General features: G+C 61.0%; 26 protein-coding genes. 9 read left to right on the top strand and 17 right to left on the bottom strand.

The genetic code is table 11. From position 1 onward, the window contains the following. Positions 1 to 9: 9 nt before the first annotated feature. The 8 genes from AC6JA3_RS10210 to AC6JA3_RS10175 form a co-directional block, all read right to left on the bottom strand. Positions 10 to 1,023, bottom strand: coding sequence for a Gfo/Idh/MocA family protein (locus AC6JA3_RS10210; RefSeq protein WP_026540737.1), 1,014 nt, complete (start codon positions 1,021 to 1,023; stop codon positions 10 to 12). Between the two features lie 88 nt (positions 1,024 to 1,111). Continuing rightward, positions 1,112 to 2,029: a sugar phosphate isomerase/epimerase family protein gene (locus AC6JA3_RS10205; protein WP_026540738.1), complete on the bottom strand. Its 918-nt coding sequence runs from the start codon at positions 2,027 to 2,029 to the stop codon at positions 1,112 to 1,114. 87 nt (positions 2,030 to 2,116) lie between these two features. Continuing rightward, positions 2,117 to 3,628, bottom strand: coding sequence for a CoA-acylating methylmalonate-semialdehyde dehydrogenase (locus AC6JA3_RS10200; RefSeq protein ID WP_026540739.1), 1,512 nt, complete (start codon positions 3,626 to 3,628; stop codon positions 2,117 to 2,119). A gap of 40 nt (positions 3,629 to 3,668) precedes the next feature. Further along, the gene (gene iolD, locus AC6JA3_RS10195) at positions 3,669 to 5,615 is read right to left on the bottom strand and encodes a 3D-(3,5/4)-trihydroxycyclohexane-1,2-dione acylhydrolase (decyclizing) (protein ID WP_026540740.1); all 1,947 of its coding nucleotides are present in this window, start codon (positions 5,613 to 5,615) and stop codon (positions 3,669 to 3,671) included. A 6-nt stretch (positions 5,616 to 5,621) separates the two neighbouring features. After that, positions 5,622 to 6,584 carry a Cgl0159 family (beta/alpha)8-fold protein gene (locus tag AC6JA3_RS10190; protein ID WP_026540741.1) on the bottom strand — a complete coding sequence of 321 codons (963 nt, stop codon included), beginning with the start codon at positions 6,582 to 6,584 and terminating at the stop codon, positions 5,622 to 5,624. Further along, entirely contained in the window at positions 6,581 to 7,597 is a 1,017-nt protein-coding gene (gene iolC / locus AC6JA3_RS10185; protein WP_347783353.1) for a 5-dehydro-2-deoxygluconokinase, read from the bottom strand. The genes AC6JA3_RS10190 and iolC overlap by 4 nt, the downstream gene beginning before the upstream one ends. Before the next feature lie 233 nt (positions 7,598 to 7,830). Next, entirely contained in the window at positions 7,831 to 8,235 is a 405-nt protein-coding gene (locus AC6JA3_RS10180; protein WP_026540743.1) for a tautomerase family protein, read from the bottom strand. A 78-nt stretch (positions 8,236 to 8,313) separates the two neighbouring features. Then, on the bottom strand, positions 8,314 to 9,033 hold the full coding sequence (locus AC6JA3_RS10175; RefSeq protein WP_051421514.1) for an RNA polymerase sigma factor: 720 nt from the start codon (positions 9,031 to 9,033) through the stop codon (positions 8,314 to 8,316). 227 nt (positions 9,034 to 9,260) lie between these two features. Between AC6JA3_RS10175 and AC6JA3_RS10170 the strand changes: the two genes are divergently transcribed. After that, entirely contained in the window at positions 9,261 to 10,244 is a 984-nt protein-coding gene (locus AC6JA3_RS10170) for an Lrp/AsnC family transcriptional regulator (protein ID WP_026540744.1), read from the top strand. A 64-nt stretch (positions 10,245 to 10,308) separates the two neighbouring features. Here AC6JA3_RS10170 and AC6JA3_RS10165 read toward each other — a convergent pair whose 3' ends face one another. Next, complete coding sequence (locus AC6JA3_RS10165; RefSeq protein WP_026540745.1) at positions 10,309 to 10,749, bottom strand: VOC family protein; 441 nt, start codon at positions 10,747 to 10,749, stop codon at positions 10,309 to 10,311. A gap of 191 nt (positions 10,750 to 10,940) precedes the next feature. On the opposite strand from AC6JA3_RS10165, the gene AC6JA3_RS10160 reads away from it, so the two are divergent. Together AC6JA3_RS10160 and AC6JA3_RS10155 are read left to right on the top strand one after the other, a co-directional pair. Continuing rightward, positions 10,941 to 11,330, top strand: coding sequence for a DUF3054 domain-containing protein (locus AC6JA3_RS10160; protein ID WP_026540746.1), 390 nt, complete (start codon positions 10,941 to 10,943; stop codon positions 11,328 to 11,330). 71 nt (positions 11,331 to 11,401) lie between these two features. Beyond that, a complete protein-coding gene (locus tag AC6JA3_RS10155; RefSeq protein ID WP_026540747.1) occupies positions 11,402 to 11,680 on the top strand; it encodes an Lrp/AsnC family transcriptional regulator in 279 nt (92 codons plus the stop codon). 12 nt (positions 11,681 to 11,692) lie between these two features. On the opposite strand, the gene trpD is transcribed toward AC6JA3_RS10155, so the two are convergent. Continuing rightward, entirely contained in the window at positions 11,693 to 12,757 is a 1,065-nt protein-coding gene (trpD, locus tag AC6JA3_RS10150; RefSeq protein WP_026540748.1) for an anthranilate phosphoribosyltransferase, read from the bottom strand. A gap of 148 nt (positions 12,758 to 12,905) precedes the next feature. Between trpD and ctaE the strand changes: the two genes are divergently transcribed. The 4 genes from ctaE to qcrB all read left to right on the top strand — a co-directional run bounded on the left by ctaE (position 12,906) and on the right by qcrB (position 17,240). Beyond that, entirely contained in the window at positions 12,906 to 13,544 is a 639-nt protein-coding gene (gene ctaE / locus AC6JA3_RS10145; RefSeq protein WP_035760670.1) for an aa3-type cytochrome oxidase subunit III, read from the top strand. An 88-nt stretch (positions 13,545 to 13,632) separates the two neighbouring features. Continuing rightward, the gene (gene qcrC, locus AC6JA3_RS10140) at positions 13,633 to 14,421 is read left to right on the top strand and encodes a cytochrome bc1 complex diheme cytochrome c subunit (RefSeq protein ID WP_026540750.1); all 789 of its coding nucleotides are present in this window, start codon (positions 13,633 to 13,635) and stop codon (positions 14,419 to 14,421) included. 97 nt (positions 14,422 to 14,518) lie between these two features. Further along, a complete protein-coding gene (qcrA, locus tag AC6JA3_RS10135; RefSeq protein ID WP_026540751.1) occupies positions 14,519 to 15,589 on the top strand; it encodes a cytochrome bc1 complex Rieske iron-sulfur subunit in 1,071 nt (356 codons plus the stop codon). Next, positions 15,567 to 17,240 (top strand): cytochrome bc1 complex cytochrome b subunit, encoded by a 1,674-nt coding sequence (gene qcrB / locus AC6JA3_RS10130; RefSeq protein ID WP_026540752.1) that lies wholly within the window; start codon positions 15,567 to 15,569, stop codon positions 17,238 to 17,240. The genes qcrA and qcrB overlap by 23 nt, the downstream gene beginning before the upstream one ends. A gap of 150 nt (positions 17,241 to 17,390) precedes the next feature. On the opposite strand, the gene AC6JA3_RS10125 is transcribed toward qcrB, so the two are convergent. Then, on the bottom strand, positions 17,391 to 18,182 hold the full coding sequence (locus tag AC6JA3_RS10125; RefSeq protein WP_026540753.1) for a GntR family transcriptional regulator: 792 nt from the start codon (positions 18,180 to 18,182) through the stop codon (positions 17,391 to 17,393). A gap of 158 nt (positions 18,183 to 18,340) precedes the next feature. On the opposite strand from AC6JA3_RS10125, the gene AC6JA3_RS10120 reads away from it, so the two are divergent. Continuing rightward, positions 18,341 to 18,634, top strand: coding sequence for an HPr family phosphocarrier protein (locus AC6JA3_RS10120; protein WP_026546854.1), 294 nt, complete (start codon positions 18,341 to 18,343; stop codon positions 18,632 to 18,634). 99 nt (positions 18,635 to 18,733) lie between these two features. Here AC6JA3_RS10120 and AC6JA3_RS10115 read toward each other — a convergent pair whose 3' ends face one another. From AC6JA3_RS10115 to AC6JA3_RS10095, 5 genes are all read right to left on the bottom strand, one after another. Further along, positions 18,734 to 19,135, bottom strand: a complete 402-nt coding sequence (locus AC6JA3_RS10115; RefSeq protein ID WP_497920114.1) for a cytochrome c oxidase subunit 4 — start codon at positions 19,133 to 19,135, stop codon at positions 18,734 to 18,736. Next, on the bottom strand, positions 19,132 to 20,856 hold the full coding sequence (gene ctaD / locus AC6JA3_RS10110; protein WP_011774899.1) for an aa3-type cytochrome oxidase subunit I: 1,725 nt from the start codon (positions 20,854 to 20,856) through the stop codon (positions 19,132 to 19,134). Before ctaD ends, AC6JA3_RS10115 begins: the two co-directional genes overlap by 4 nt. A gap of 10 nt (positions 20,857 to 20,866) precedes the next feature. Continuing rightward, positions 20,867 to 21,739, bottom strand: a complete 873-nt coding sequence (gene ctaC / locus AC6JA3_RS10105) for an aa3-type cytochrome oxidase subunit II (RefSeq protein ID WP_091551876.1) — start codon at positions 21,737 to 21,739, stop codon at positions 20,867 to 20,869. A 183-nt stretch (positions 21,740 to 21,922) separates the two neighbouring features. After that, positions 21,923 to 22,312 carry a HesB/IscA family protein gene (locus tag AC6JA3_RS10100; protein WP_026540757.1) on the bottom strand — a complete coding sequence of 130 codons (390 nt, stop codon included), beginning with the start codon at positions 22,310 to 22,312 and terminating at the stop codon, positions 21,923 to 21,925. A gap of 175 nt (positions 22,313 to 22,487) precedes the next feature. Continuing rightward, a complete protein-coding gene (locus tag AC6JA3_RS10095; protein ID WP_026540758.1) occupies positions 22,488 to 23,921 on the bottom strand; it encodes a dipeptidase in 1,434 nt (477 codons plus the stop codon). A gap of 115 nt (positions 23,922 to 24,036) precedes the next feature. Here AC6JA3_RS10095 and AC6JA3_RS10090 point away from each other — a divergent pair, with 115 nt between their 5' ends. Further along, entirely contained in the window at positions 24,037 to 24,630 is a 594-nt protein-coding gene (locus AC6JA3_RS10090) for a DUF3043 domain-containing protein (protein WP_026540759.1), read from the top strand. A 135-nt stretch (positions 24,631 to 24,765) separates the two neighbouring features. Here the strand turns inward: AC6JA3_RS10090 and AC6JA3_RS10085 are convergent, their stop codons facing one another. Next, positions 24,766 to 25,845 carry a quinone-dependent dihydroorotate dehydrogenase gene (locus AC6JA3_RS10085; RefSeq protein ID WP_223943175.1) on the bottom strand — a complete coding sequence of 360 codons (1,080 nt, stop codon included), beginning with the start codon at positions 25,843 to 25,845 and terminating at the stop codon, positions 24,766 to 24,768. Between the last annotated feature and the right edge of the window lie 41 nt (positions 25,846 to 25,886).

The raw sequence follows: 25,886 nt of genomic DNA, 5'->3' as shown, positions 1-25,886 counted from the left end.
GGTCCATCCCTACTTGTAGAGATCCGGCTTGGTGTTCAAGCGGACCTTGACCTTCTCGCCGGACTTCTGGGCCTCCACGCCGGCCTCACAGCAGGCAGCGGTGGCGTATCCGTCCCAGGCGGTGGGGCCGCCGATTTCTCCGCGGAGGGCGGAGTCAACCCATGACTGCACCTCGACGTCGTACGCCGCCCCAAAGCGGTCTTCAAAACCTGGTGTGACGTTGCCGCCCCACTTGCCCGCGGTCTGGATGTAGGGTCCGGCGTCCCCGCCGATACTGACGATTCCGTCTTCGAAAGAGGCTTGTGTGGCTACTTGGTAGCCGAACTTGGCGTTGACGTAGATCTCGACGTCGGCCAACACACCGGACTCGGTCTCCAGCAGCACGTGCTGGGGATCGTGCTGTCCGTTGGGCGCACTGCGCGTGGGCTTGCCAAGACGGACCTGCACAGAGGTGATTTCCTCACCCGTGAAGTAGCGGATCGCGTCGAACTCGTGGACCACGGAGTCGTTGATGAGCATTTCGTTGGTGAAGCCCTCGGGCGTGCTGGGGTTGCGGTGCTGGTGGTGGAGCATCAGCAACTCCCCCAACCCGCCGTTCCGGACCATCGCACCCAAAGCCGAGTACTCAGCATCAAAACGGCGCATGAAGCCGACCTGGATGAGCTTGTGGCCCAGGGCTTGTTCCGCTTGGACAACTTTCCAGGCGCTTTCGGCGTCAGGGGTGAGGGGCTTCTCGCAGAGAATCGGGAAGTTCTTCTCCAAAGCCTTGTAGAGGATTTCCTCGTGGAGGAACCCCGGGGTCGCGATCAGGACGGCGTTCACGTCGCCGTTGTTCAGTGCCTCCTCAGCGCTGGCCAGCGCAACGGCACCGTCAATGCCTTCAATTGCAGACTGCGCCCGTGCGAGGTCGACGTCGACGACGGCGGCGACTTCAGCGCCATGGATACGTGTGCTGAGGCGCTTGATGTGGTCCGCACCCATGCGGCCCGCACCGATAACGGCAACGCGGAGAGTCTTGGTCACTGTATTTTCCTTCGTGAAGTTCTTCTTGGGTGGCTGTTGCTGGACGCTGTTAGCGGTCGCTGTTGCTGGCCGCTGTTACTTGACCGTGCTACTGGACGCGGGTGCGGGATCCACAGGACAGCAGGTAATTGCGGGTTCGTTTGGCGATCGGCATCGGTACGTCGAAGGCTACGGGGTACATGTCCTGTTCCACGATGCCAAAGATCGGACGGTCCAGGGCTTCGACAGCTTCGATGACAGCACGCAAATCAGGCAAGCCGTTTGGCGGCTCGGTCATGACGCCGGCCAGGTTGGCCGCTGCCCACGTCATGTTCTTTTCATTGACCTCGGCCAGGACCTCGGGATTGATCTGCTTCAGGTGCAGGTATCCGATGCGGTCCGGGTGGTTCTTGATGAGTTCAAGGCTGGACGCGCCGCAGTACTCAGCGTGCCCCGTGTCCAGGCAAAGATTCAGGTACCGGGGATCCGTGGCCTCCAGCAAGGTTTCAATGTCCTTCTGGGCGCCAACATGGGAGTCGGCGTGGGAGTGGAACTGTTGGTGCAGTCCGAAGTCCTCCAACAGGACCTTGCCCATGCGGTTGTGGCCTGCAAACAGGTCAGCCCATTGCTCGTCCGTGAGCTCGCCGTTCTCCACTGCTTCGCCGGTGACGTCGTCCCGCCACATCGCGGGGATGACCACAATGTGTTCACCGCCCATGGCAGCAGTGAGTTCGGCCACCTTTCGGGCCGGCTCCCACGCTTCGTCGTATTGCTTGGCACCACGGTGGAATGCCGTGAAGACCGTACCCGCCGTGACTTTGAGGTCGCGCTGCTTCAATTCATCAGCAAGCCGGCTCGGGTCATTGGGCAAATAGCCATACGGCCCCAGTTCAATCCATTTGTAGCCGGACTCGGTAACTTCATCCAGGAACCGCTCCCACGGAGTCTGCTGGGGATCGTCCGGGAACCAGACACCCCACGAGTCGGGGGCAGTACCGATGATCAGCTTGTTCTCGACATCAGTCATGACAACGTTGTCTTCCTCTTCTTGGAGCCGGGCCGCCAGGGTCCCTGCCGCTGTTGCGCGGCGGGGTGGCGGAGGGGCTGGATGTTTTTAGTTGGACGGGAAGTTGTAGGACGCGCCGGAGGCGTGGGTCGGTTCAGGCCAGCGCGAGGTGATGACTTTGCCGCGGGTGTAGAACGACACGCCTTCGGGTCCGTAAATGTGCTTGTCTCCGAAGAGGGAGTTCTTCCAACCACCGAAGGAGTGGTACGCCACCGGGACTGGCAGGGGCACGTTGATGCCCACCATGCCCACAGTCACCGAACGCTGGAATTTCCGCGCGTTCGCACCCGAAGAGGTGAAGATCGCAGTGCCATTGCCGTAGGGGTTGGAGTTGATCAGCGCGATGCCTTCTTCAAGGTCTGCCACGCGCACCACCACCAGGACCGGCCCGAAGATTTCCTCGGTGTAGGCGGTCATTTCGGTCTTCACGTGGTCGATCACCGTGGGACCCACCCAAAAACCGTCTTCATGGCCGGGGACTACCAGATCGCGGCCATCCACCACCATGGCGGCACCGGCGGTTTCGGCTTCGGTGACGATCTTGACGATCCGTTCCTTGGAGGCCGGGGTGATGACCGGACCCATTTCGGCGTCGGGTTCTGTCCCGTTCTTGACCTTCACTGCCAGGGCGCGTTCTTCGACCTTCTTGACGATCAAGTCTGCAGCATCGCCGACGGCGACGGCAACTGAGATAGCCATGCAGCGCTCCCCCGCGGAACCGAAGGCGGCAGCGGCCAGGTGGTCGGCGGCGTTGTCGAGGTCGGCGTCGGGCATCACGATTGCATGGTTCTTCGCCCCGCCCAAAGCCTGCACGCGCTTGCCGTGCTTGGTGGCGGTCTCGTGAACGTACTGGGCAATCGGGGTGGAGCCGACAAAGGAGATGCCGTCCACGTCCGGGTGTGTCAGCAATCCGTCCACGGTTTCCTTGCCGCCATGAAGAACCTGGAACACGCCATCGGGCAGCCCTGCCTGCTTCCACAGCTTAGCCAGAAGCATCGAGGCGGACGGATCACGCTCGGAGGGCTTGAGGATGAAGGCGTTACCGGTGGCGATTGCCATGGGTGCCATCCACAGCGGGACCATGACGGGGAAGTTGAACGGCGTGATGCCGGCGACGACGCCCAGGGGCTCGCGGAAGGAGAAGACATCGATCCCGGTGGAGACCTGGTCCGAGTAGTCACCCTTGAGCAGCTGCGGGATGCCACAGGCAAACTCGATCACTTCCAGGCCGCGGCCAATCTCGCCCTTGGCATCGGAGAGGACCTTGCCGTGCTCGGCGGTGATCAGCTCGGCGAGCTCATCCACGTGCGCTGCGACGAGCTCGCGGAATTTGAACAGCACTGCGGTGCGCTTCGCCAGGGAAATGTCGCCCCAGGAGTCAGCTGCTTTGCGGGCCGCTGCGACGGTGGCATTCAGGTCTGCCTCGTTGGCCAGGCGCAGTTCCGCGGATACCTGGCCCGTCGCGGGGTTGTAGACCGGCTGGGTGCGGTCGCCTTCGCCGGTGGTTTCGGCGCCGTTGATGAAGTGGTGGATGGTGGTCAATGTGGTCGTCGTCGACATGTGCGGACTTCCTAATGGTCTGTGGCTCTAAGAGCTGCGGTTAGCCGAGCAGCTTGCGCTGGCGGTTCTTGTGCTGGGTGTAGGTCTGGTAGGCCTGCTGGGTGGATTCGAGATCAGAAACAGCTGAGACCGGAACGTCCCACCATGACTCGGAGTCCGGCGCGTCCAGCAGAGGATCGGACTCAATGTGGATCACGATCGGGCCCGTTTCCGGGGCAGCCTTGGCTTCCTTGATGGCGGCGCCGAGGGCTTCGATGACGTGCTCTCCCGGTTCGATCCGGATGACCTTCGCGCCGAGGGACTCGGCGTTCGTGGCGAGGTCGATGGGAAGCTTCTCACCGGCGTCGAAGCTGTGCCGCTCAGCGTCCAGGACGCGGTACTGCGTGCCGAAACGCTGCGAGCCGAGGGACTCGGAGAGCGAACCGATGGAGGCATAGCCGTGGTTCTGGATGAGCACGACAATCAGCTTGATGCGTTCGGCGACGGCGGTGACCAGTTCGGTGTGCATCATCAGGTAGGAACCGTCCCCCACCATGACCACCACATCCCTGTCGACGCCGCCCGCTGCAGCTTCGGCCAGCGCTGCGCGCTTGACGCCCAGGCCGCCTGGAATCTCGTAGCCCATGCAGGAATAGGCGTATTCCACGTGGTACCCGAACGGGTCCCGGACCCGCCACATCTTGTGCAGGTCACCGGGCAACGAACCCGCGGCGCAGATGACTACGTCGTGGTCGTCCATGGCGTTGTTCGTGGCCCCGATGATTTCGTTTTGGGCCGGCAACGGCGTGTGCCGGGTCTCGAAAGCCTCGTCCACGATTGCGTTCCAGCGCTTCTTTTCGCTTGCCGTTTTTTCTTCGAGATCGGCACCGACCCGGTAACCGCCCAGGGCACTGTTGAGCTTAACCAGGGCCTTGCGGGCGTCAGCGACGATCGGCAGCGTGGTGCCGTGCTTGTAGGCGTCGATCGGCGCCACGTTGATGTTCACGAACTTCACGTCAGGGTTCTGGAACGCGGTGCGGGACGCGGTGGTGAAGTCCTCGTAACGCGTGCCGATGCCAATGACGAGGTCCGCCTCGGCTGCAATGGCGTTGGCCGCCGTCGTACCGGTGGAACCGATTGCACCGACAGATTGTTTGTGGTCCCACGGAAGGACGCCGACACCGGCTTGAGTGTTTCCTACGGGAATACCCGTCAACTCGGCGAATTTGGCAAGTTCCTCGTTGGCGTAGGCGTAAAGGACACCACCGCCGGCAATGATCAGCGGGCGCTTGGCGGCGCGGATAGCCTCCATCGCACGGCTGATATCGTCATCCTCCGCTTCGGGGCGGCGTATCCGCCATTCGCGCTCGGACAGGAATTCCTCAGGGACCTCGAACGCCTCGGCCTGGACATCCTGCGGCAACGAAATGGTCACTGCGCCGGTCTCAGCCGGGTCCGTCAGGACGCGCAGGCCGTGGTGGAATGCAGAAAACAACTGCTCCGGGCGGGAAACCCTGTCAAAGAACCTGGACAGTGGACGGAAGGCATCGTTGACAGTGATGTCGTACGCATACGGGAGCTCGAGCTGCTGCAAAACCGGGTCTGCCGCGCGGGTTGCGAAGGTGTCGCTCGGCAACAACAGCACGGGAAGGCGGTTGGTGGTAGCCAATGCAGCACCGGTCAAAAGGTTTGAAGACCCCGGACCAATCGAGGTGCTGATCGCGAACGTCTGGCGGCGGCGCGTATGCCGGGCGTAGCCGACAGCCTGGTGTACCTGGGCTTGCTCATTACGGCCTTGGTAGTAAGGCATGATTCCAGGGTCCGCAGCCTGGTACTGCTTCAATGCCTGGCCCACACCAGCCACATTGCCGTGGCCGAAAATGCCGAACGTTCCCGGAATGAGCCGCTCACGGTACTCCACGCCGTTAATGGAATCCACGGTGTATTGCTTGGACAGGAATTCGACTACGGCCTGCGCCACAGTCATTCGACGGGTTGTTGTACCCATTGCTGGCTACTCCGATACTTTCACTGGGATACGGTCTGATATGCCCCGGTCTTCTGAAGCGACGGACCGGGGCCCGCTGTTGTTCAGCAAGGAGGCGGCAGTCGCGACGGCGCCGGCGACATCGCCGTCAGCGGGGTAGAGAAGGGTCCGCCCGACCGTGAGTCCCTGGACTCCGGGCAGTGCAAGGGCTGCCTGCCAACTGGTGAAGATCTCGTCCTGGGTCCCGGTGGGGTCTCCACCCAGCAGCACGGTGGGCAGCGTGGTGGAGGCCATGACGCGTTCCATCTCATCGACCACAGGCAGCTTCATCCAGGTATAGGCGCTGGTTGAACCCAATCCTTCTGCTATGCCCACTGACTTGATAACCGCATCTGCGCGGAGGTCGTTACGTACTTTGCCATGGGAATCACGCACCGAAAGGAAGGGCTCAACCATGGCAATGAGCTTCCGCTCAGCCAAAGAGTCGATCGCCTTGGCCGTTGCTTCCAAGGTGGCCACGGTGTCCGGGTCACCCAGGCAGATGCGTGTCAGCATTTTGCCGCCATCGGCTCCGAGTGCTTCCAGCGCTGCAGCGGTATGCCCGGTAAAGCGGTCATCAAATTCATTGACCAGTCCGGCCAGTCCCCCGCGGTTCATGGACCCGAAGACGAGTTTTCCCTCCAAAGCGCCGAGCAGCAGGAGGTCATCCATGATGTCAGGTGAGGCCAAAATGCCATCAACGGCAGGGTTCGCCAGGGCAACCTGCAGCCGATCCAACAGATCGCGCCGATCGGCCATGGCCATAGGCTGGGTACCAACGGCCAAGGCACCCCGGGCCGGGTGATCAGCGGCAACGATGAAATTCTGCTTACCGTGCTTGAGGCCTGGGTGTCTGCGTCGGGTGGCCGCAGCCCGGGCTACCGCCTCCGGATCTTCCAACCGGACACGGCTCAAGTGTTCATAACGGCGGGGGTCCTCATTCAGGCTCATCGCACTGCTCCTTCTGCAAGACTGGACGCCGAAAGACCTGTGCCGGGTACAGGCCGGCCACGGTCGGCCAGCAGCGAGGTGACTTCATCCGGCGTCGGCATGGCATCGGCACAGGAAAGGCGTGATGCCACGATCGCGCCCGAGGCATTGGCATAATCCAGGACTTCCGAAAGCGGCCAGCCTGACAACAATCCATGGCAGAAAGCGCCCCCGAAGGAATCGCCTGCGCCCAGGCCGTTCAGGGTTTCCACGGGGACAGGAACCGAAACGACGCGTTCGGTGCGCGTCTTGGCCATAACACCCTCCGGCCCAAGCTTGACCACGGCAATTTCGACGCCGGCCGCCAACAGGCGGTCGGCTTGCTCATCGGGGGTGCCTTCTCCCACGGCAACAGCACATTCCTTGTCGTTACCGATAGCAACGGTGACGTGCGGAAGAATCTTGGAAACCTCCGCCCGGGCCTCCTCTTCCGAGGCCCAGAACATGGGACGGTAGTCAAGATCCAGGATGGTGAATTGGCCATCCTTGAGTCCTGCCCGCGGGCGGGCCTGGTGCGCTGCCAGGTGCGCCCCGCGGCTTGGCTCCTGGCACAGCCCTGTGACGGTTGACCAGAAAATCCCGGCATCCCGGATGGCCTGGAGATCAAGCTCATCAGCTTTGATCTGCAGGTCCGGAGCCGTGGGAAATCGGCCGTAGAAGTAGAGGGGAAAGTCTTCCGGCGGCTTGATTGCACAGAACGTGACGGCCGTGGGGTACTCCTTGACCGGCGAGACGAAGGAATCATCCACCTTGAACTTATGCAGCTCCCTGTGAAGGTAGTTGCCGAAAGCGTCATCGCCGGTTCGGGTGATGATTCCCGCCCGGCGACCATGACGTGCGGCGGCGACGGCCACGTTGGAAGGTGACCCCCCAAGGTATTTGCCGAAGGACGTAACATCCTCCAGGTCGACGCCAATGTCGTTCGGGTAGATATCAACGCTGATGCGCCCGATCGTAAGCAGTTCGTGGGTCACGATGATCGTTGACCTTTCTCTTGTGAGCTCTGAACCTTTGAGCGCTGGGCCCCAATGCCTTGCCACCCCTCAGTGAGCGGGGCCACATGACTACTTTGCACCAGATTTTATGTCCTGTCAAAGGTTTGTACTGACATATTTACAACGAAACCTGGTCGCTCCATAAAGTGACCGCAGGCCAAACCCCCCGACCCCCGGAATATGGTTCCGGCGGCCTGGCTTGGGTGGGCCGGCTATTTGGCGGGAACCGCAAGCTCCCCCGTGAGGTACTGGGCGCGGCCAAAGCCGAAGGACCAATCACCAGCCGTGTTTTCGACATAGCCAAGGAAGACATCCTCGCCCGCAACGCCAACCTCACCCAATCGCGCCGCTATGGCCGCAAAAAGGGACTGCTTGGCCTCACGGCTGCGGCCTTCCTGGGTGAAGATCTGGATCATGACGACATTCGACGAACGCTCAAACCCGAGCCCCGCATCCTGGGCGAAAATTTGACCCGGCGCATGCTCGGTGACGATATGGAAGTAGTCGCGCTCCGGAATGCGATACTCGGCGAGTATTGCCTCATGGATGCTTCTACTGATTTGCCCCAGCTCTTCCGGGCTCCTGCCGGCGTTGAGGTCGATTCGAACCAATGGCATTTTTACCCCTCTGGAAGTTTGTCCTGTCATACTAACAAACTACGAAGGGTGGGACAAGATGCGTTGCTTTCTCCCGCGTCAGCTCACCGTCGCGGCATCACCCTTGGGCCGCTCGTTCATGGCTTCGTCGATCTCTTTGAGGTAAACCAGAACATCAGCACAGCGGGCACACGCAACCACGTGACTGGCTATGCGTTGCCGCGCGGCCTTACGGACTGCGTTCCGCACGTATTTGCCGAAGTGCCGGGAATAATCGATGCAGGGGTCATCGGGAGTCTGTGCCACGTGTTCCTGCAGGTACGCCTGGCGCAAACCCTCCCTTGCCCTGATCAGCAATGAGGAAACTCCGTTGGGGCTCAACTCCATCACCCGGCCGGTAGCCGCAGGTTTCAGGCCTTCAACTTCGACGCACCAGAGAACGGCCTGCCAGCGCGTGGGCAAGGAACGGAATGCGCGCATCAGGACGGTAGCCTCAAAGGCCTTGATGGTCGAGTTGTCGTCCAGGACCAGATCATCCATGGCGCTGCCGTAGCCCAGGGTCGCATTCCGCCTGCTGCGGACATTCCTGCGGTGGGCCATCCGCCTGACCGTAGTGGTCAGGTAGGCCTGAAAGGACTCCCTTGGCCCTTTGCCGGCGAGCAAAGCCTCCAGTACCGAGGCGAATGCCTCGGCCACCACATCCTCCGCGTCGCTGGCGTTGTCAGTCTCCGCACGAGCTACATAGCCGGCCACCGCAAGATGGGATTCATACAGTTCGCTGAACGCGGCGAGGTCCCCCCGGCGGACCAGGTCAACCAAGTGAAACTCATGCGGATCCCCGCGATGTGGCGTAGTCGCAGTCCGGCCTGCCCGTCCAACCCGCCCGGCGGATGTACCAACCCCCGGCGCTGGGGGTTGCACTGCCGGAGTTGCGGGTTGGTGCGACATTTCTGCCTTTCGGAATGGAGTGTTGAGCGCACCCAAACTAGGCAGTCAATGATTAGATACGCACAGAATGCACGTTTCTAGCGAGAATTAGGGAGTCAATGCAGGAATATGAACTCGACGAGCGGGATTTCCGCTTGTTGCACGCACTGCAGATCCGTCCCCGCGCCCCATGGGCAGCGCTTGCTCCTATAGTCGGGGCCGATGCCGCAACGCTTTCGAGGCGGTGGACCGCACTGAAGGAAGCCGGATTGGCGTGGGTGACGTCCTACCCTGGATTGGGGACCAAATACTCCGGGGCCGTCGTAGAGATCGACTGTGCGCCAGCCAGCATCCTCCGCGCCACAGAAGAACTCGCCGGCGATCCACAGGTGATGACCATCCACCAAACCGCCGGGGGAAGGGACCTGCTTGTTACCTTGCTGTGCTCCACAGAGGCCGAGCTGAGCTACTTTCTGCTCGAACGGCTTTGCACCGTCGAGGGGATCCGCAGCACCCGGACGCACAGGGCCATCAAGCTTTTGTCCGACGCCAAGCAGTGGCGGCTCCGGTCACTCCACGACACGGAATCCCGGCTGTTGGAACGTAACCTCCCGGAGCCCACATCGACGGGCCGCGGGATCACTGCCGAACACGAGAAACAATTGGCACTGCTCCTCAAGCTCGATGGCCGCATCCCCGTTGCAGACATTTCCAACACGCTTGGGATAAGTCCTGCGAAGGCGAGGAACGCCCTGGCCGCGGTCGTTGCCGAAAACCGCTTGACCTTGCGGCTGGAAGTCGCCAGGTCCTACACCCCTTGGCCAGTGAACGTCTGGTACTTCATGCGGGTCCCCGCCACCAAGGTGGAAGTAGTGGCCCGGAGGTTGTCGACCCTGGAAGAGGTGCGGATGGTCACAACTACGGGCGGGATGTACTCCATCATCATGACGGTGTGGCTTCGCCGGGTCGAAGACATGACCCTTCTTGAGCGGCAATTGGGAGAGCGACTGCCCTTTGCCGAAATCATGGACCGGTCAATCGTCCTTCGGACCCCAAAACACATGGGCCACCGGCTTGATCCCAGCGGGAAGCGGACCGCATGAACTGTTCGGCAACATGCCCGGCTCCCCGCGGTGGGTGGGGCAAGCATTTTTGCCCCACCGGACACTATGCAGTCTGCGGCTCCCCCTGCTGGGTGCCGGCAATGTTGACCAGCCAGCCGATACCGAATTTGTCGATACACATCCCGAACGTATCGCCCCAGGGCGCCGCCTCAAGGGGAACAGTGACAGTGCCGCCGTCGACCAGCTTGTCCCAGAAGCCCCGGAGTTCACCTTCGTCAGACGCTTCGCCGCTCAATGACACTGAGATGTTGTCTCCAGGATTGAAAGACATGCCGTTGGGTGTGTCTGCCGCCATGAGGGTCAATCCGCCCGGGGTTTCCAACATGGCATGCATGACTTTGTCGGCTTCGGCAGGATCCTGGCTCGCCTGGTAGTCGCCGAAGGTGCTGATATTCAGTTCGCCACCGAAAACGGATTCATAAAAGGTGATCGCTTCCCGGGCGTTATCCCGGAATGAGATGTAGGGATTGAGTCGGGTTGTCATGGACGGTCTCCTTCTGGACGGCTGATGGTGTTGGTTTGGTCACAGTGCCGCAATGCTAACAGCGGCAGGTGGCACCTGTCCCCCAAATCCTTCAGCCGCCGTCGTACACCATTTACAGGGGGGTAAATGCCCGCACCACGCAAACGGGCCCGGCTTCGCTCCCGGGTGCAAGCCCGGATAATGTCATAGGCATGCTTTCACCATCACGGCTGTGGATTCCCGCGGCCATTGCAGACGTCCTGTTGATCCTTGTCTTCGCAGCCATTGGCAGGGACGCGCATGCGCGCGGGGATATTCTTGCCGGCGCCTTCACCACAGCGTGGCCCTTCCTGGCCGGAGCAGCGCTGGCCTGGCTCGCAGCCCGCGCCTGGCGCTCACCCTTGGCCGCATGGCCGACTGGCGTCCTGGTGTGGGTCAGTACAGTACTGGTGGGAATGCTGCTCAGGGCTGTGACCGGCCAAACGGTGGTGCTGCCTTTCGTGCTCGTCGCGTTGGTCAGCCTTGCGGTTTTCCTGCTCGGCTACCGGCTCATCGTGGCTTTCGCGGCGAGGGTGGCCCGAACGCGGCAACGCCGCCCCTGAACAGGGCCTGCCACCTGCAAATGCACTAGGCTGAAGCAGTCCGCAATGATGCATTTTCGGAAAGGCCCCACGTGATCACCGCTTTCGTCCTGATCAAAACAGATGCCTCACGCATCCCGGAGACCGCCGAGCAGATCTCTGCCATCCAAGGCATCAGTGAGGTCTACTCCGTCACGGGCGAATGGGACCTCATAGCCGTGGCCAGAGTTACCAAGCACGAAGAGTTGGCGGACGTTATCGCGGACAAACTGTCCAAAGTGGGTTCCGTGGTCCACACCACCACCCACATCGCCTTCCGGGCGTATTCGCAGCACGACCTCGACGCGGCGTTTGCCCTCGGGTTCGAGTAGGCGCGCGCCTGCCTAGCCTTCACTCCGGCTGAGTTCAGTCCATTGTGCGAGGACTTCGGAAGCCTTGCCGGAGTCAACCGACTCAGCAGCACTGGCGAAGGCCTTGCGCATGCGCTCGGTGAGTGTCCCCTCGGCCTGCAGGTCAAAGGAAACCAAGCCCGCGGCCGCGTTGAGGAGCACGGCGTCCCGCACAGGACCTGTCTTTCCCTCAAGGATGTCGCGGACAACTCCGGCGTTCGCCGCAGCATCGCCTCCGCGCAGATCGGCAACCGTGGAAGGGCCGATGCCAAGGTCGGCTGGATAAAATACCTGTTCCGTGACGACGCCGTTCCGGATTTCCCATACAGTGGACGGCCCGGTTGGTGTGAGTTCATCGAGCCCGTCATCACCACGGAACACCAGTCCACGGCTCCCCCGGCGGGCCAGCACGCCGGCCACCAGCGGAGCCATCCGCACATTTGCCACTCCGACGGCCGAGGCCTGAACGTGCGCGGGGTTGGTCAAGGGTCCCAAGAAGTTAAAGGCCGTTGGTACGGCCAACTCGCGGCGCGGCACAGCTGTGTGCCGGAAAGAAGGATGGAAAACCTGCGCGAAGCAGAATGTGATTCCTGCCTCTTCTGCGTTCCGGGCGACCTGCTCGATGGAAAGATCCAGGCGAACGCCCAGGGCCTCCAACACATCGGCCGAACCGGAGGTCGAGGATGCTGCCCTGTTTCCGTGCTTGACCACCTTGGCGCCGGCACCTGCCGCAACAAGCGCTGCCATCGTGGAGATGTTGACGGTATTGAGCCGGTCGCCACCAGTCCCTACGATGTCCAGTTTCTCCCCGGAAATCCCAATGGGGTTGGCGTGCTGGACCATGGCTTCGACCAGGCCGGCGAGTTCTTCGACTGTTTCGCCCTTGGATCTCAGGGCCACAAGGAAGCCTGCAATCTGTGCCGGAGTCGCTTCCCCGGACATGATCATGTTCATGGCCCACTCTGTATTGCCCGCAGCAAGGTCGTCGCCATTGATCAATGCTGAGATGAGCCCTGGCCAGGTATTGCTGGCTGCAGGTGCCGATGCCGGAGAAGTCACCCACTGATGCTATCGACCCTGCCACGCCGATGACCAATGTGAACACAGCCGGGAACTTTTCCGCGCGATTTCGCGTCTTTGTAGAAAAAGTCTCCCGAATCGGTGGTTTGCATTGGGAACTCTGGACTTTTACAGACATAATGTCCTTGTGACATCTGCGACCCATGCCCCCAGTACCCCGGCGCACCCGACGCTGAACCGCCCCAACCTGGTTTCTGTTGGAACCGTTGTTTGGCTGTCCAGTGAGTTGATGTTCTTCGCCGGCCTCTTTGCCATGTACTTCACCCTGCGCTCCACATCCGGACTGATGTGGGCCGAGGAGACGGCCAAGCTCAACTTCCCGTTTGCGCTCGTCAACACGATCGTCCTTGTGGCAAGTTCGTTTACTTGCCAGATGGGCGTTTTTGCCGCCGAGCGGCTGGAGCCGCGCCGCACCGGACGGCCACTCCAATTCACCCGCTGGGGCATGTCTGAATGGTTTGTCCTGACCTTCATTATGGGTGCCTTCTTCGTGGCCGGACAGACCACGGAATACGCCATGCTCGTCTCCGAGCACGTATCCCTGTCCTCCAACGCCTACGGCTCCGCCTTCTACATGACGACGGGCTTCCACGGCCTGCACGTCATTGGCGGCCTGATCGCCTTCCTGTTCATCATTGGACGCGCATTCGCAGCCAAGAAGTTCGGACACTTTGAAGCGACGTCGGCGATCGTCACCTCGTACTACTGGCACTTTGTCGACGTTGTGTGGATCGGCCTCTTCCTGGTCATCTACGTCCTCAAGTAAGCCCGGCTTTGACTCTTTTTCTACAAGAGGCAGAATTTCAAGAAGCGGCTCGCGGAGCCGACGCAGGATCGAATAAAGGAACCACCACGTGAAGGCACTATCGCAGAAGCGACGTCACCCACTGGCAGCCATTGCGCTGCTGTTGATGGGCCTCCTCCTCACTGGTGGGCTCTACGCCGTTGCCACAACTGTCAATCAGGCCAAGGCCGACACCACAAGCTTCAGCGCCAGTGACGTAGAAGAAGGCGGCAAGCTCTTTGCCGCCAACTGCGCCACCTGCCACGGCATGGGTGCGTCCGGAACCCAGGACGGCCCCTCGCTGGTCGGCGTGGGTGCTGCAGCCGTTGACTTCCAGGTTGGCACCGGTCGTATGCCCATGCAGATGAGTGGACCGCAGGCCCAGCAGAAGCCCGCCCAGTTCAACGCAGAGCAGACCAAGCAGCTGTCCGCTTACGTTGCTTCCCTTGGCGCCGGACCGGCCATTCCCGAAGAGCACCTTCTCGACGGCAAGGGAGATGCCGCCAACGGTGGCGAACTCTTCCGCGTGAACTGCGCCATGTGCCACAACGCAGCCGCTGCCGGCGGTGCCTTGACCCGAGGCAAGTTCGCTCCTGCACTTGCAGGTGTCAGCCCGGAGCACATCTACGAGGCCATGGTCACCGGCCCGCAGAACATGCCTGTCTTCAATGACTCCAACATCACCCCTGAAGACAAGCGCGACATCATCACCTTCCTGACGACCATCGAAGCCAACGGTTCTCCCGGTGGAGCGGATCTTGGATCGCTTGGTCCCGTATCCGAAGGTTTGTTCGTCTGGATTGCCGGCCTGGGTGTCATCATCGCATTCACCATCTGGTTGACGTCCCGCACGTCCTGATCCGGACACGACAAAAACTTCTGCTGCACTGTCAGCAGTTTGAAACTGAAAATAACTCGGCCCCGGCCGAGACAACGAGAGAAGGATGAGGCGAATTATGGGCAACCATAGTGACGGCAGTCCGAACCACTCGGGCACCGTAGCTACGGCTGGTCAGAATGAGGTGGAGAAGTTCCAGGATCCTGGGCTTCCTCCGCATCGTTTGCGCCTGGCTGACACGGACCCGGTAGCCGCAAAGCGAGCCGAGCGTCAGGTAGCCATTCTGTTTGGCACCTCCGTCATTGGCACGCTGGTCTTCCTGGTGGCGTATTTCGCCATCGACCTGGGCGACGACACCACCATTGCGACCATCCGTACCCAGAACCTTCTTCTGGGACTGGGTACGGCCTTTGCCATGCTTGGCATCGGCACCGGCATCGTGCACTGGGCCAAGGCCCTCATGCCCGATCACGAAGTCTCTGAAGAACGCCACGCCATTCGTACGGAAGAGGATCGCCAGGCAGCTGTCCGGATCGTCGACGACATCGTCGAGGAAACCGGCATCAAGCGCCGCCCGCTGATCCGCAACACCCTTCTTGGTGCCGTTGCGCTTGCCCCGCTGCCTGCTCTCGCCATTTTCGGCGACCTGGGCCCCCGCCCGGACGACGCTTTGGCACACACCATGTGGGCTCCGGAGGGCGGAAAGCTCAAGCGCCTGACCCGCGACCCTGATGGCACCCCCATCAAGGCCTCCGATGTCACCATTGGTTCAGCGTTCCACGTCATCCCTGAAGGTCTCAACGAGCTCCACGAGGGCAAGCTGAACGAAAAGGCCAAGGCCGTCGTCCTGCTGATGCGCCTTGACCCGAACTCCTTGAACCCCTCCGAGGGCCGCGAAAACTGGAGCTACAACGGAATCGTTGCCTACTCCAAGATCTGCACGCACGTTGGCTGCCCCGTTGCTCTCTACGAGCAGCAGACGCACCACCTTCTGTGCCCGTGCCACCAGTCCACATTTGACCTCACGCAGGAATGCAAGGTCATCTTTGGGCCGGCCAGCCGTCCGCTCCCCCAGCTGCCGATCGCAGTTGACGCAGAGGGCTACCTCGTCGCCACCAGCGACTTCAGAGAACCTGTAGGACCGAGTTACTGGGAGCGTGACGAGCATGAGCGCCTCATCAACAGCTGAAGCCCCCTTCGTTCCGAAGACCAAGGTTGGTAGTTTCACCAACTTCGTGGACGAGCGTGTGGGTGGCTCCGGCATCCTGCGTGAGTTCGGCCGGAAGGTCTTCCCCGACCACTGGTCATTCATGTTCGGTGAGGTGGCGCTGTACTCCTTCGTCATCTTGCTGATGTCAGGTACCTTCCTGACCTTCTTCTTCGATCCGTCCATGGCGGAAACCCACTACCAGGGTTCGTACACTCCGCTGTACAACGTAGAAATGTCCGTGGCATACAGCTCGTCCCTGAACATCTCCTTCGATGTCCGCGGCGGTCTGTTCATGCGTCAGGTACACCACTGGGCGGCACTGCTGTTCGTGGCCTCCCTGGGTGTCCACATGCTGCGCGTGTTCTTTACGGGTGCTTTCCGCAAGCCGCGTGAAATGAACTGGGTAGTCGGCGGTGTGCTGCTCATCCTGGCAATGGCAGCCGGCTTCACTGGCTACTCGCTCCCCGATGACCTGCTTTCCGGCAACGGCCTGCGCATCATCGATGGCGTTATCAAGTCCATTCCGGTGATCGGAACGTACATCTCGTTCTTCCTCTTTGGAGGCGAATTCCCCGGCACAGCCATCATTGGCCGTCTCTACGTGCTGCACATCCTGCTTGTTCCTGCGCTCATCCTCCTGATGATCGTGATCCACCTGTTCATGGTGGTTGTCCACAAGCACACCCAGTACCCCGGCCCGGGACGCAACGACGGCAACGTCGTGGGCTACCCGCTTGGCCCGGTTTACGCTGCCAAAGCCGGTGGATTCTTCTTCATCGTCTTCGGCGTTCTGGCACTGATGGCTGCGGCGTTCACGATCAACCCGATCTGGAACTACGGCCCTTACGATCCCTCCCCTGTGTCGGCAGGTACCCAGCCTGACTGGTACATCGGTTTCGTTGACGGTGCTCTGCGCTTGATGCCTGGCGTCGTCAATGACTTCCACTTCGAATGGATCATCTTCGGCCGTGTGCTGACCTTGAACGTCCTCCTTCCTGCCCTTGTACCCGCAGGCATCATCTTCACCGTTCTGTTCATGTACCCGTGGATCGAACGTTGGATCACCAAGGACAACCGCGAGCACCACGTTCTCGACCGTCCCCGCAACGCCCCCACCCGTACGGCGATCGGCGTTGCAGGTTTCACCTGGTACTGCGTGATGTGGGCGGCTGCTGGTTCGGACCTCATCGCCACGCACTTCCACGTCTCGCTCAACGATGTGACCTACTGGCTGCGGACACTGTTCTTCATTGGCCCGATCATCGCCTTCGTAGTGACCAAGCGCATCGCCCTCGCTCTCCAGCGCAAGGACCGTGAGATTGCCCTGCACGGCCGGGAAACGGGACGCATTGTCCGTCTCCCCCACGGTGAGTTCATTGAGGTCCACGCTCCGCTGGACGAGTACAAGCGCTACAAGCTTGTTGGGTTCGAGTCACCGGCTCCCTTGCCGGCAGAACCGAACGAGCATGGCGTTGTCACCCGCAAGGAAAAACGGCGTGCGGCGCTGTCCAAGTGGTTCTTCGAGGACCGTGTTGCTCCGGCAACACCGGCAGAGCTCGAAGCCGCCCACGCGCATGGCCACCATGAAGCCATTGAAGCTGGCGAAGACCAAAAGAGCCTGAGCCACTAACGCTTGGGTAAATATGGGAAGGGCCCGGTCCATTGGACCGGGCCCTTCCCATTTGCTTTATAGCCATGGTGTTCTTTATAGCCATCGTGTTACTGCAGTCAGGATCTCTAACGCGGCCTTGGTTTTGCCCTGGGAACGTTCCGGTGCCTGCTAGGGCTGTGTACGGTACCCGGAGGAGTAATTGCGGGTGGGCCTGACGCCTGGGCGCTGCAGGGGCACCCAGAGCTTGTATCGGTCGGCCCGGTAGTAGGACACGGAATAGTCCACCATCGCCCGTGCCACGAATGCATGGCGTTGGATCTTCAACAAGGGAGCTCCGACGTCGACGTTGAGCAGCCGTGCAGTGGAAGGGGAGGCCGCCGTGGCCTCGATCATGTCTTCGCCCCACTCCATCACCAAACCAAAGCGTTCGCTCAGTACGTTGTAGAGGGACGTTGGAGGTGCTTCGTCCAACAGGCCCGGAACCCGGTGCGCCGGAATAAAATTCTCATCCACGCTCATCGGTTCATTGTCTGCAAGCAGCAATCTCCTGAACCGGACCAGTGGGGTGCCTTCCTCCAGCTGAAGCTCCCGGGCAAGAAATGCACTCGCCGAGATCTGCTCGAAGCTCAGGACTTTCGCCGCAGGGACCATGCCACGCCGCTGCATTTCCTCGCTGTATGATGTCAGTTTTACTTGGAGGTCCAGTTTTGGCTTCCTGACGAAAGTTCCCAACCCCACTACGCGTTCGAGGACCTCCTCACCCACGAGGGCGTCAATGGCTTGACGCACCGTCATCCGTGCCAGACCGAAACGGTCCGAGAGATCCCGCTCTGATGGGAGCGCAGAACCCGGAGGGCAGGATTGCGCGATGAACGCCCGAAGGATTTCACGGAGCTGAACATAAATTGGAGTACCGCTGGTTCGATCAATCTCGCCCGCGATGCTTGCTGCCTCAGGCACTGCAGCAGTCCGACAATTGAGTCATGCTTCAAGGATAATTCAGCGGTGCTTCAGGTCTAGACCACGTAAGCCCTGTATGGAGCAGGCGGTTCTTGGAAGCTAGGCTTGGATGGACAATTTTGCGACGGACCATCCGTCAACTCACCAAAGGAGCCAGGTTGCCGGAGTCGAGGGCCATCGTTGCCGCGGAAGTTGGATTACATGCCCGGGCAGCAGCAGTGTTCGTGCGTGCTGTGACTGACACGGGGCTGGCGGTCACCATACGCAAACACGATGGTCGGCCGGTTGACGCGCGTTCCCTGCTGGAAGTCATGACTGAGGACTTCGGGCACGGGTGTGAGGTCCTACTCGAGGTCGCCCCAGACTCCCTCGCAGCGGGGCAAAGCGTTGCAGCAGCCGAGAACGCACTGACAGCTCTTTCGGCCGTCCTGGAGGCCACAGAAGCCCGCTGAGCTCGTATCTGGCAGCCGCAGTCGATCGCAGGTATGCAAAATGGGCCCCGCCGGATGGCGGGGCCCATTTCTTATAAAACTTACTGGTGCTGATGCGAACTAGTGCGCGTGGTCTCCACGGCTGTATTCGAAGACCCAACCAATCAATGCCACGATGGCAAGGCCGCCCGCGACGTAGGTCACCCAGAAACCAATTGCGAGGCCGAGGAATCCACCGGCACACGCCAGACCAAGAACCAAGGGCCACCAGCTCCAGGGGCTGAAGTGTCCCTGCTCTCCGGCACCTTCGTGCACCTCTGCGTCAGGGCGGTCTTCAGGACGCAGCCCAATCCTCCTGCCAGTGAAGCCCAGGTAGGCGCCGATCATGCCGGCAAGGCCACCGACCAGGAGGATGCCAAGGACACCAACCCATTCGTTCCATTCCGTCAGGAAGCCGTAAGCGATGGCTACCGGGACGAAGAAGAAGACTCCGGCTCCGAAGAGCCACGATTCAATTTTCATTTGCTGACGTCCCTTTGGTCGGCATTACCCAAAACAGCTGCTGCGGGTGACGGGGCCTCGGCGGTGTGGACCTGGGCCAACTCAGGGTGGTGAAGGTCCAGTGCCGGGCGCTCAGAGCGGATACGGGGCAAGGAGGTGAAGTTGTGGCGCGGCGGCGGGCAGGATGTTGCCCATTCCAGGGAAGCACCGAAGCCCCACGGGTCATCCACTTCGACCTTCTTGTTGCTGCGCCAGGTGATGTAGACGTTCCAGAAGAACGGCAGGAGCGAAGCACCCAGAACGAAGGAGGAAATCGTGGAGAACTGGTTCATCCAGGTGAAGTTGTCCTGTGGCATGTAGTCGGCGTAACGACGCGGCATGCCCTCTACACCCAACCAGTGCTGGATCAGGAAGGTGCCGTGGAAGCCGAGGAACAGCAGCCAGAAGTGGATCTTGCCAAGTCGCTCGTTGAGCATCTTTCCAGTCCATTTGGGCCACCAGAAGTAGAACCCAGCGAACATCGCGAAGACCACCGTGCCGAAGACCACGTAGTGGAAGTGGGCCACCACGAAGTAGGAGTCTGAAACGTGGAAGTCCAGCGGTGGCGAGGCCAGGATGATACCCGTCAGGCCACCGAAGAGGAACGTCACCAGGAAGCCGATGCTCCAGAGCATGGGGGTCTCAAAGGTGATGGAACCCTGCCACAACGTACCGATCCAGTTGAAGAACTTCACGCCGGTAGGCACTGCGATCAGCATGGTCATGAAGGCGAAGAACGGCAGCAGTACGGAGCCGGTCACATACATGTGGTGTGCCCATACAGTGACGGACAGCGCCGCGATGGCAATGGTCGCGTATACGAGACCCTTGTAACCGAAGATCGGCTTACGGCTGAAGACCGGGAAGATCTCCGAAACGATGCCGAAGAACGGCAGGGCGATGATGTACACCTCGGGGTGGCCGAAGAACCAGAACAGGTGCTGCCAGAGGACTGCACCGCCATTCTCGGGATCGAAGATGTGGGCACCAAAGCGGCGGTCTGCACCAAGTGCGAACAGTGCGGCGGCCAGCGGCGGGAAGGCCATCAGCACCAGGATCGCGGTAACAAGCGTGTTCCAGGTGAAGATCGGCATGCGCCACATGGTCATGCCAGGGGCTCGCATGCAGATGATGGTGGTGATGAAGTTGACAGCACCAAGGATGGTGCCAAAGCCGGACAGCGCCAGGCCGAAGACCCAAAGGTCTCCACCGACTCCGGGGCTGAATGTGGTATTCGACAACGGCGCATAGGCGAACCAGCCAAAGGAGGCTGCACCCTGCGGGGTGATGAAACCGGACACCGCGATGGTGGAACCGAACAGGAAGAACCAGAAGGCCAAGGCGTTCAGTCGCGGGAAGGCGACATCGGGGGCACCGATCTGGAGCGGCATGATCACGTTGGCGAAGCCGGCAAACAGCGGTGTCGCGAACATCAGGAGCATCACGGTGCCGTGCATGGTGAACATCTGGTTGTACTGCTCTTTGGTCTGCAGGATCTGCATTCCGGGTTCGAACAGTTCAGCGCGGATCAGCAGCGCCATGACGCCACCGAGGCAGAAGAACACGAAGGACGCGATCAGGTACATGTACCCGATGGTCTTGTGGTCGGTGGAGGTAATCCAGTTGACGACAATGCGTCCCTTGGATTTAGGAACTACGGGAGCTTCTAGGACCCCCGGTGCGGATTGAGTGTACGTAGCCACGTCGCTCCCCTTACTTGGTTTCGTTCAGGTTCGGGTTGCGGTCGTATTCCGCACCGAGGAGGCCCGTGTTGCCTTCCTGGCGAAGCTTGTCCATGTGTGTCTGGAACTCAGACTCGGAGACAACCTTGACGCGGAAAAGCATTTCGGAGTGGTACTCGCCACAGAGTTCGGCACACTTGCCATCGAAGGTGCCCTCCTTCGTGGGGGTGAACCTGATGTAGTTCGTCTTGCCGGGGATCATGTCGCGCTTCTGAAGGAAGGCGGGAACCCAGAATGAGTGGATGACGTCGCGGGAGTTCAGCTCCAGGTCCACGGACTTGCCAACAGGCAAGTACAGCGTGGGGAGCAGTTCCTTGTCGACCTCGTTGCCGGTCAGGTGGGCCTGAACGCCGGCTTCGTGGAGGTCCTCGTTGACGACCTCACCCTTTTTGTAGTTGAAGTCCCAGGCCCACTGCTTGCCGCGGACGTCAACAACGACGTCGGCCGGCTGGGAGCGGTCATCGATCGCACGCTGGTCCTGGTCGGTGAAGTAGAAGAACACCAGCACCATGAACAGCGGGATGGTCAAGTAGAAGACCTCAAGCGGCAGGTTGTAGCTGAGCTGCTTCGGGAATCCCGTGGTGCCCTTGCGGCGTCGGTAAGCGATGATGCACCAGACCAGGAGGCCCCACGTAATAATACCGACTGCCAAGGCGGCGATCCATGAGTTGACCCAGAGGTCCATGATCCGGTCAGTGTGGTTGGTCGTGCCGCGCTCTGTAGGCAGCCAACCCTTCTCTACCTCTGGTGAACATCCGGTCAAAACCAACGCGCCGGCTAGTGCCAAGCCAGTGATCGATGTGATCTTTATGCGTCGGCTGCCGGTTCGGTTCTGCGAACTCACAGACGGCCCTTCCTCTTGTTGCTGTCTCCCGGCAGGCCGAAGGCTCACCGGGCACACTAAAAGTTTTACTACCCGATGTAGAGCTTACCGCTATCAGGCGGTTTTCGCGCACATGTCAGCGCCGTGGCTCCGATTGGTTTAAAACCCATCCGAAGTGGCGCCGACATGCGGCGATGGCTCACATCAGTGGAACGAATCACCGCAGGCGCAAGACCCGCCGGCATTCGGGTTGTCGATGGTGAAGCCCTGCTTCGAAATGGTGTCCTCGAAGTCGATGCTGGCACCACTGAGGTAGGGAACGCTCATCTTGTCCACTACGACCTCAACGCCGTCGTAGTCACGTACAGCGTCTCCATCAAGCAGTCGCTCATCGAAGTAGAGCTGGTAGATCAGACCGGAGCAACCGCCAGGCTGGACTGCAACGCGCAGCCGAAGGTCGGTGCGCCCTTCCTGTTCCAGGAGGCTGCGGACCTTGCCTGCGGCGACGTCGGTCAGATTGACCTCGTGCGTGGCCAGTTCGTCGTTGGCGACGAGCTGTTCTCCGGTGCTGTTTTCGTTGGTTGCAGTGCTCATTGGCCTACCTTCTTATGAAGCTCCTGGCGGCGGCGCCGGAACGCTGCACGCCCTTACCCAATTACATACGGGTTATACCTAATGCTACGTCGCACAGACGCTTAGCTATAACTCTTGACGTAACCACGCCCAGCATTGTGTTGTTCCCTGCCTGCCTCCCTTGGGAGAGCAGTGGTCAGTCCCCGAGTCCCTCAGCATTAAGCCTGGCCAGCATCAACGCTTCAGCCAGTACTGCGTGCCGGAAGTCTCCGATGTGCAGGGACTCGTTGGCGCTGTGTGCCCGGGAATCGGGATCTTCCACTCCCGTCACCAGAATCTGGACGTCCGGATAGAGGTCCGTGAGATCTGAAATGAACGGAATGGAACCGCCAATGCCCATTTCCACAGGCTGGACACCCCATGACTCGCCAAGTGCCCACAGGGCTACCTTTGCAGCTGCCGAGGAAGTATCGGTGGAGAAGGCATTCCCCCGCTCCCCCGGAGTGAACGTCACTTTGGCCCCAAATGGCGCATGGGACTCAAGGTGTGCCTTAAGCGCCTCCATGGCAAGATCCGGATCCTGGCCCGGAGCCAAGCGCATGCTGAACTTTGCCCGCGCGGCCGGAATCAGGGTATTGGAGGCAACATCGACTGACGGTACGTCCATGCCGATGATGGACAGAGCAGGCTTGGTCCACAGGCGGGAAGCGATGGTCCCGCTGCCGGCGAGCTTCACGCCGTCGAGCACTGAAGCGTCCGCCCGGTAGTCCTCTTCGGCCAGATCCACTGCTACGTCGTCACGGGCCACCAGACCATCAACGGCAACATTGCCGTCGTCATCATGCAGGGTGGCGATAAGCCGCGAGATCAAGGTCGGAGCATCGAGCACGGGTCCGCCGAACATTCCGGAATGGACTGCGTGGTCCAGGACACGTACCTCGAAGGTGCCATCCACGAGCCCCCGGAGGCTGGTTGTCAGCGCGGGAACACCGACTTTCCAGTTGCTGGAGTCCGCCACCACGATGACATCGGCACGCAGAAGCTCCTGGTGCTCCTCCAGGAAGGTCCGGAAGGTGGGCGAGCCGGCTTCTTCCTCACCTTCGAAGAAGAACGTCACACCCAGGCCAAATCCGTCGCCCAGGACTTTGGTCACGGCACTGTAGGCAGCCAGATGCGCCATGATTCCGGCCTTGTCATCAGCCGCACCGCGACCGTACAGCCTGCCCTCACGCTCCTCGGCCACAAAGGGCTCAGAGTTCCACAGGCTGCTGTCGCCCGGAGGCTGGACATCGTGGTGGGCATACAGCAGGATGGTCGGCTTACCCTCCGCGGCCGGACGGCGCGCGACGACGGCCGGGCCACCTGGGGTGCCGTCGGCCTTGTCACACCGCAGTATCCGGACATCGTCCATGCCCGTCGCTTTGACCAATGCGGCCACAGCCTCGGCGCTGCGGTCCAGTTCCTTGGGGTCGAAGCTTGCCCAGGCAATGCCCGGAATGCTGACGAGGTCTTTCAGGGATTCCAAAGTGGTGTTGAAGGAATCGTTGACGGCTACGGTAAGTGCCTCCACTTCAGTAGTGCCGGCGTGCCCTTGCTTGTTCTGCGGGATCTCCGCATGTGCTGAAGTCATGGCCACACTTTACCGCCGTGGTTTCGGCGGCGATGGCAGGCGCGGCCAGCCGCCGTCGGTCCCGGCAAGCGGTCCACGTAACCTGCGCCACCTCCGCGAGGGGTATTCTGTAGGGGTGTTCGGACGCAAAAAGGAAGAGCCCAGCGCTCAATCAGTAGTAGACCAGGCCTACGCCACCGCCACGGAGGCAGGTGCCGGAAAGGGCACCCCCACCCCCAAGCGGAAGGACCAGGAAGCAGCACGCAAGCGCCCGCTGGTTCCCAATGACCGCAAGGCCTCCAAGGCTGCGGAGCGGGTAGCCATCCAGGACCAGCGCCAGAAAATGCGGCAGGCCCTGGATACAGGCGACGAGAAATTCCTGCCCCTTCGCGACAAGGGACCCCAGAAGCGTTACACACGTGACTACGTAGACGCACGGTTCAGCCTGGGCGAGTACCTCATGTTCGGGGCATTGTTGTTCGTGGTGATTTCCCTGATCATTCCTCCCACGAGCGCCGGCATCAGCTACGTCCTCATTGGGTTCTGGATCATGTTCCTGGCGGTCTTCGTTGACGTCTTCATTCTTTCCCGTCAGCTGCGGAAGCGGCTCACCGCGAAGTTCGGCGAGGTGGAACGCGGGTCCGTCTGGTACGGCTGCATGCGCGCCCTTCAGTTCCGTAAGCTCCGGCTTCCCAAGCCCCAGGTGAAGCGCGGGCAATACCCGGCCTAGCGCCCCCACTCCAACAGAAACAGGAAGACCTCGGACCATTGGTCCGGGGTCTTCCTTTACGTTGGGCTCCTGCTCTGCAGGGACGCGTGGACGTTCGCCGCCGCGTTAGGGACCCGCCGGCCCGTACACGGGGACCTACCGTCCCGCGTTCGAACGGATTTTAGCGAGGCCCTTGTTGATGCGGGACGCCCAGAAGGGGCCCTCGTAAAGGAAGGCTGTGTAGCCCTGGACGAGGGTCGCGCCTGCATTCAGGCGATCCTGGACGTCAGCGGCGCTCTCCACTCCCCCTACTGCGATGAGAACAAGCTGATCACCGACCGCGTCCTTGAGCCTGCGCAGTACCTCGAGGGAACGCTGCTTAAGGGGAGCGCCCGACAAGCCACCGGCACCCAGCGACTGAACCTTGGCCGCATCCGAAACAAGTCCCTCGCGTGAAATGGTGGTGTTCGTGGCGATGATTCCGTCCAGCCTAAGATCCAGCGCCAGCCGGGCGACGTCGTCAATGTCCTCGTTGGACAGGTCAGGGGCGATCTTCACCAGTAACGGAATGTGCCGCCCTGCGGCTTCATCCGCGGCGTCTCCCACGGCACGCAGGAGCGGCCGAAGGGTTTCCACGTTCTGCAGCAGGCGGAGACCAGGGGTGTTGGGAGAGCTGACATTGACTACCAGGTAGTCGGCCGCGGGTGCCAGGGTGCGCGCACTGACGAGGTAGTCCTCAATGGCGTCCTCGAGCTCAACCGCTTTGGTCTTGCCGATGTTGACACCGATGACCGGGCGGATGTCCGGGTGTTTTCTTTGCAGGGCAGCCCGCGCGGACTTGAGCCGCGGCGCAACGGCCGCGGCGCCGTCGTTGTTGAATCCCATGCGGTTCACCACTGCGCGGTCCTCAATAAGGCGGAACAACCGGGGCTGCTCGTTGCCCGGCTGAGCCTGCCCGGTGATGGTGCCCACCTCTACGTGTCCAAAACCGAGCTCAGCCAGGGCCTCGATGCCGTGGCCCTCCTTGTCAAAGCCAGCTGCCAGGCCGAACGGCGAGGGAAAGGTCAGGCCCAACGCCTCTGTCCGGAGTGAGGCTTCAGGTGCCGTCAGCCGGGCAAGGATTCGGCCGGCGCCGGAGCGGTGGGCCGCCCGGATCCCTTGGAAGCCGATTTTGTGGGCCTTTTCGGCATCCATCCAGGAGAAGGCCAGCTTGAAGAATGTGGGGTAAACACGCATGGTCCTAGTTTTCCGGTTTCCGGACGACTCACCAAACCCGT

This window comes from Arthrobacter sp. TmtSoilC79 (assembly GCF_059739405.1).
This window is presented reverse-complemented; position numbering and strand designations above follow the sequence as displayed.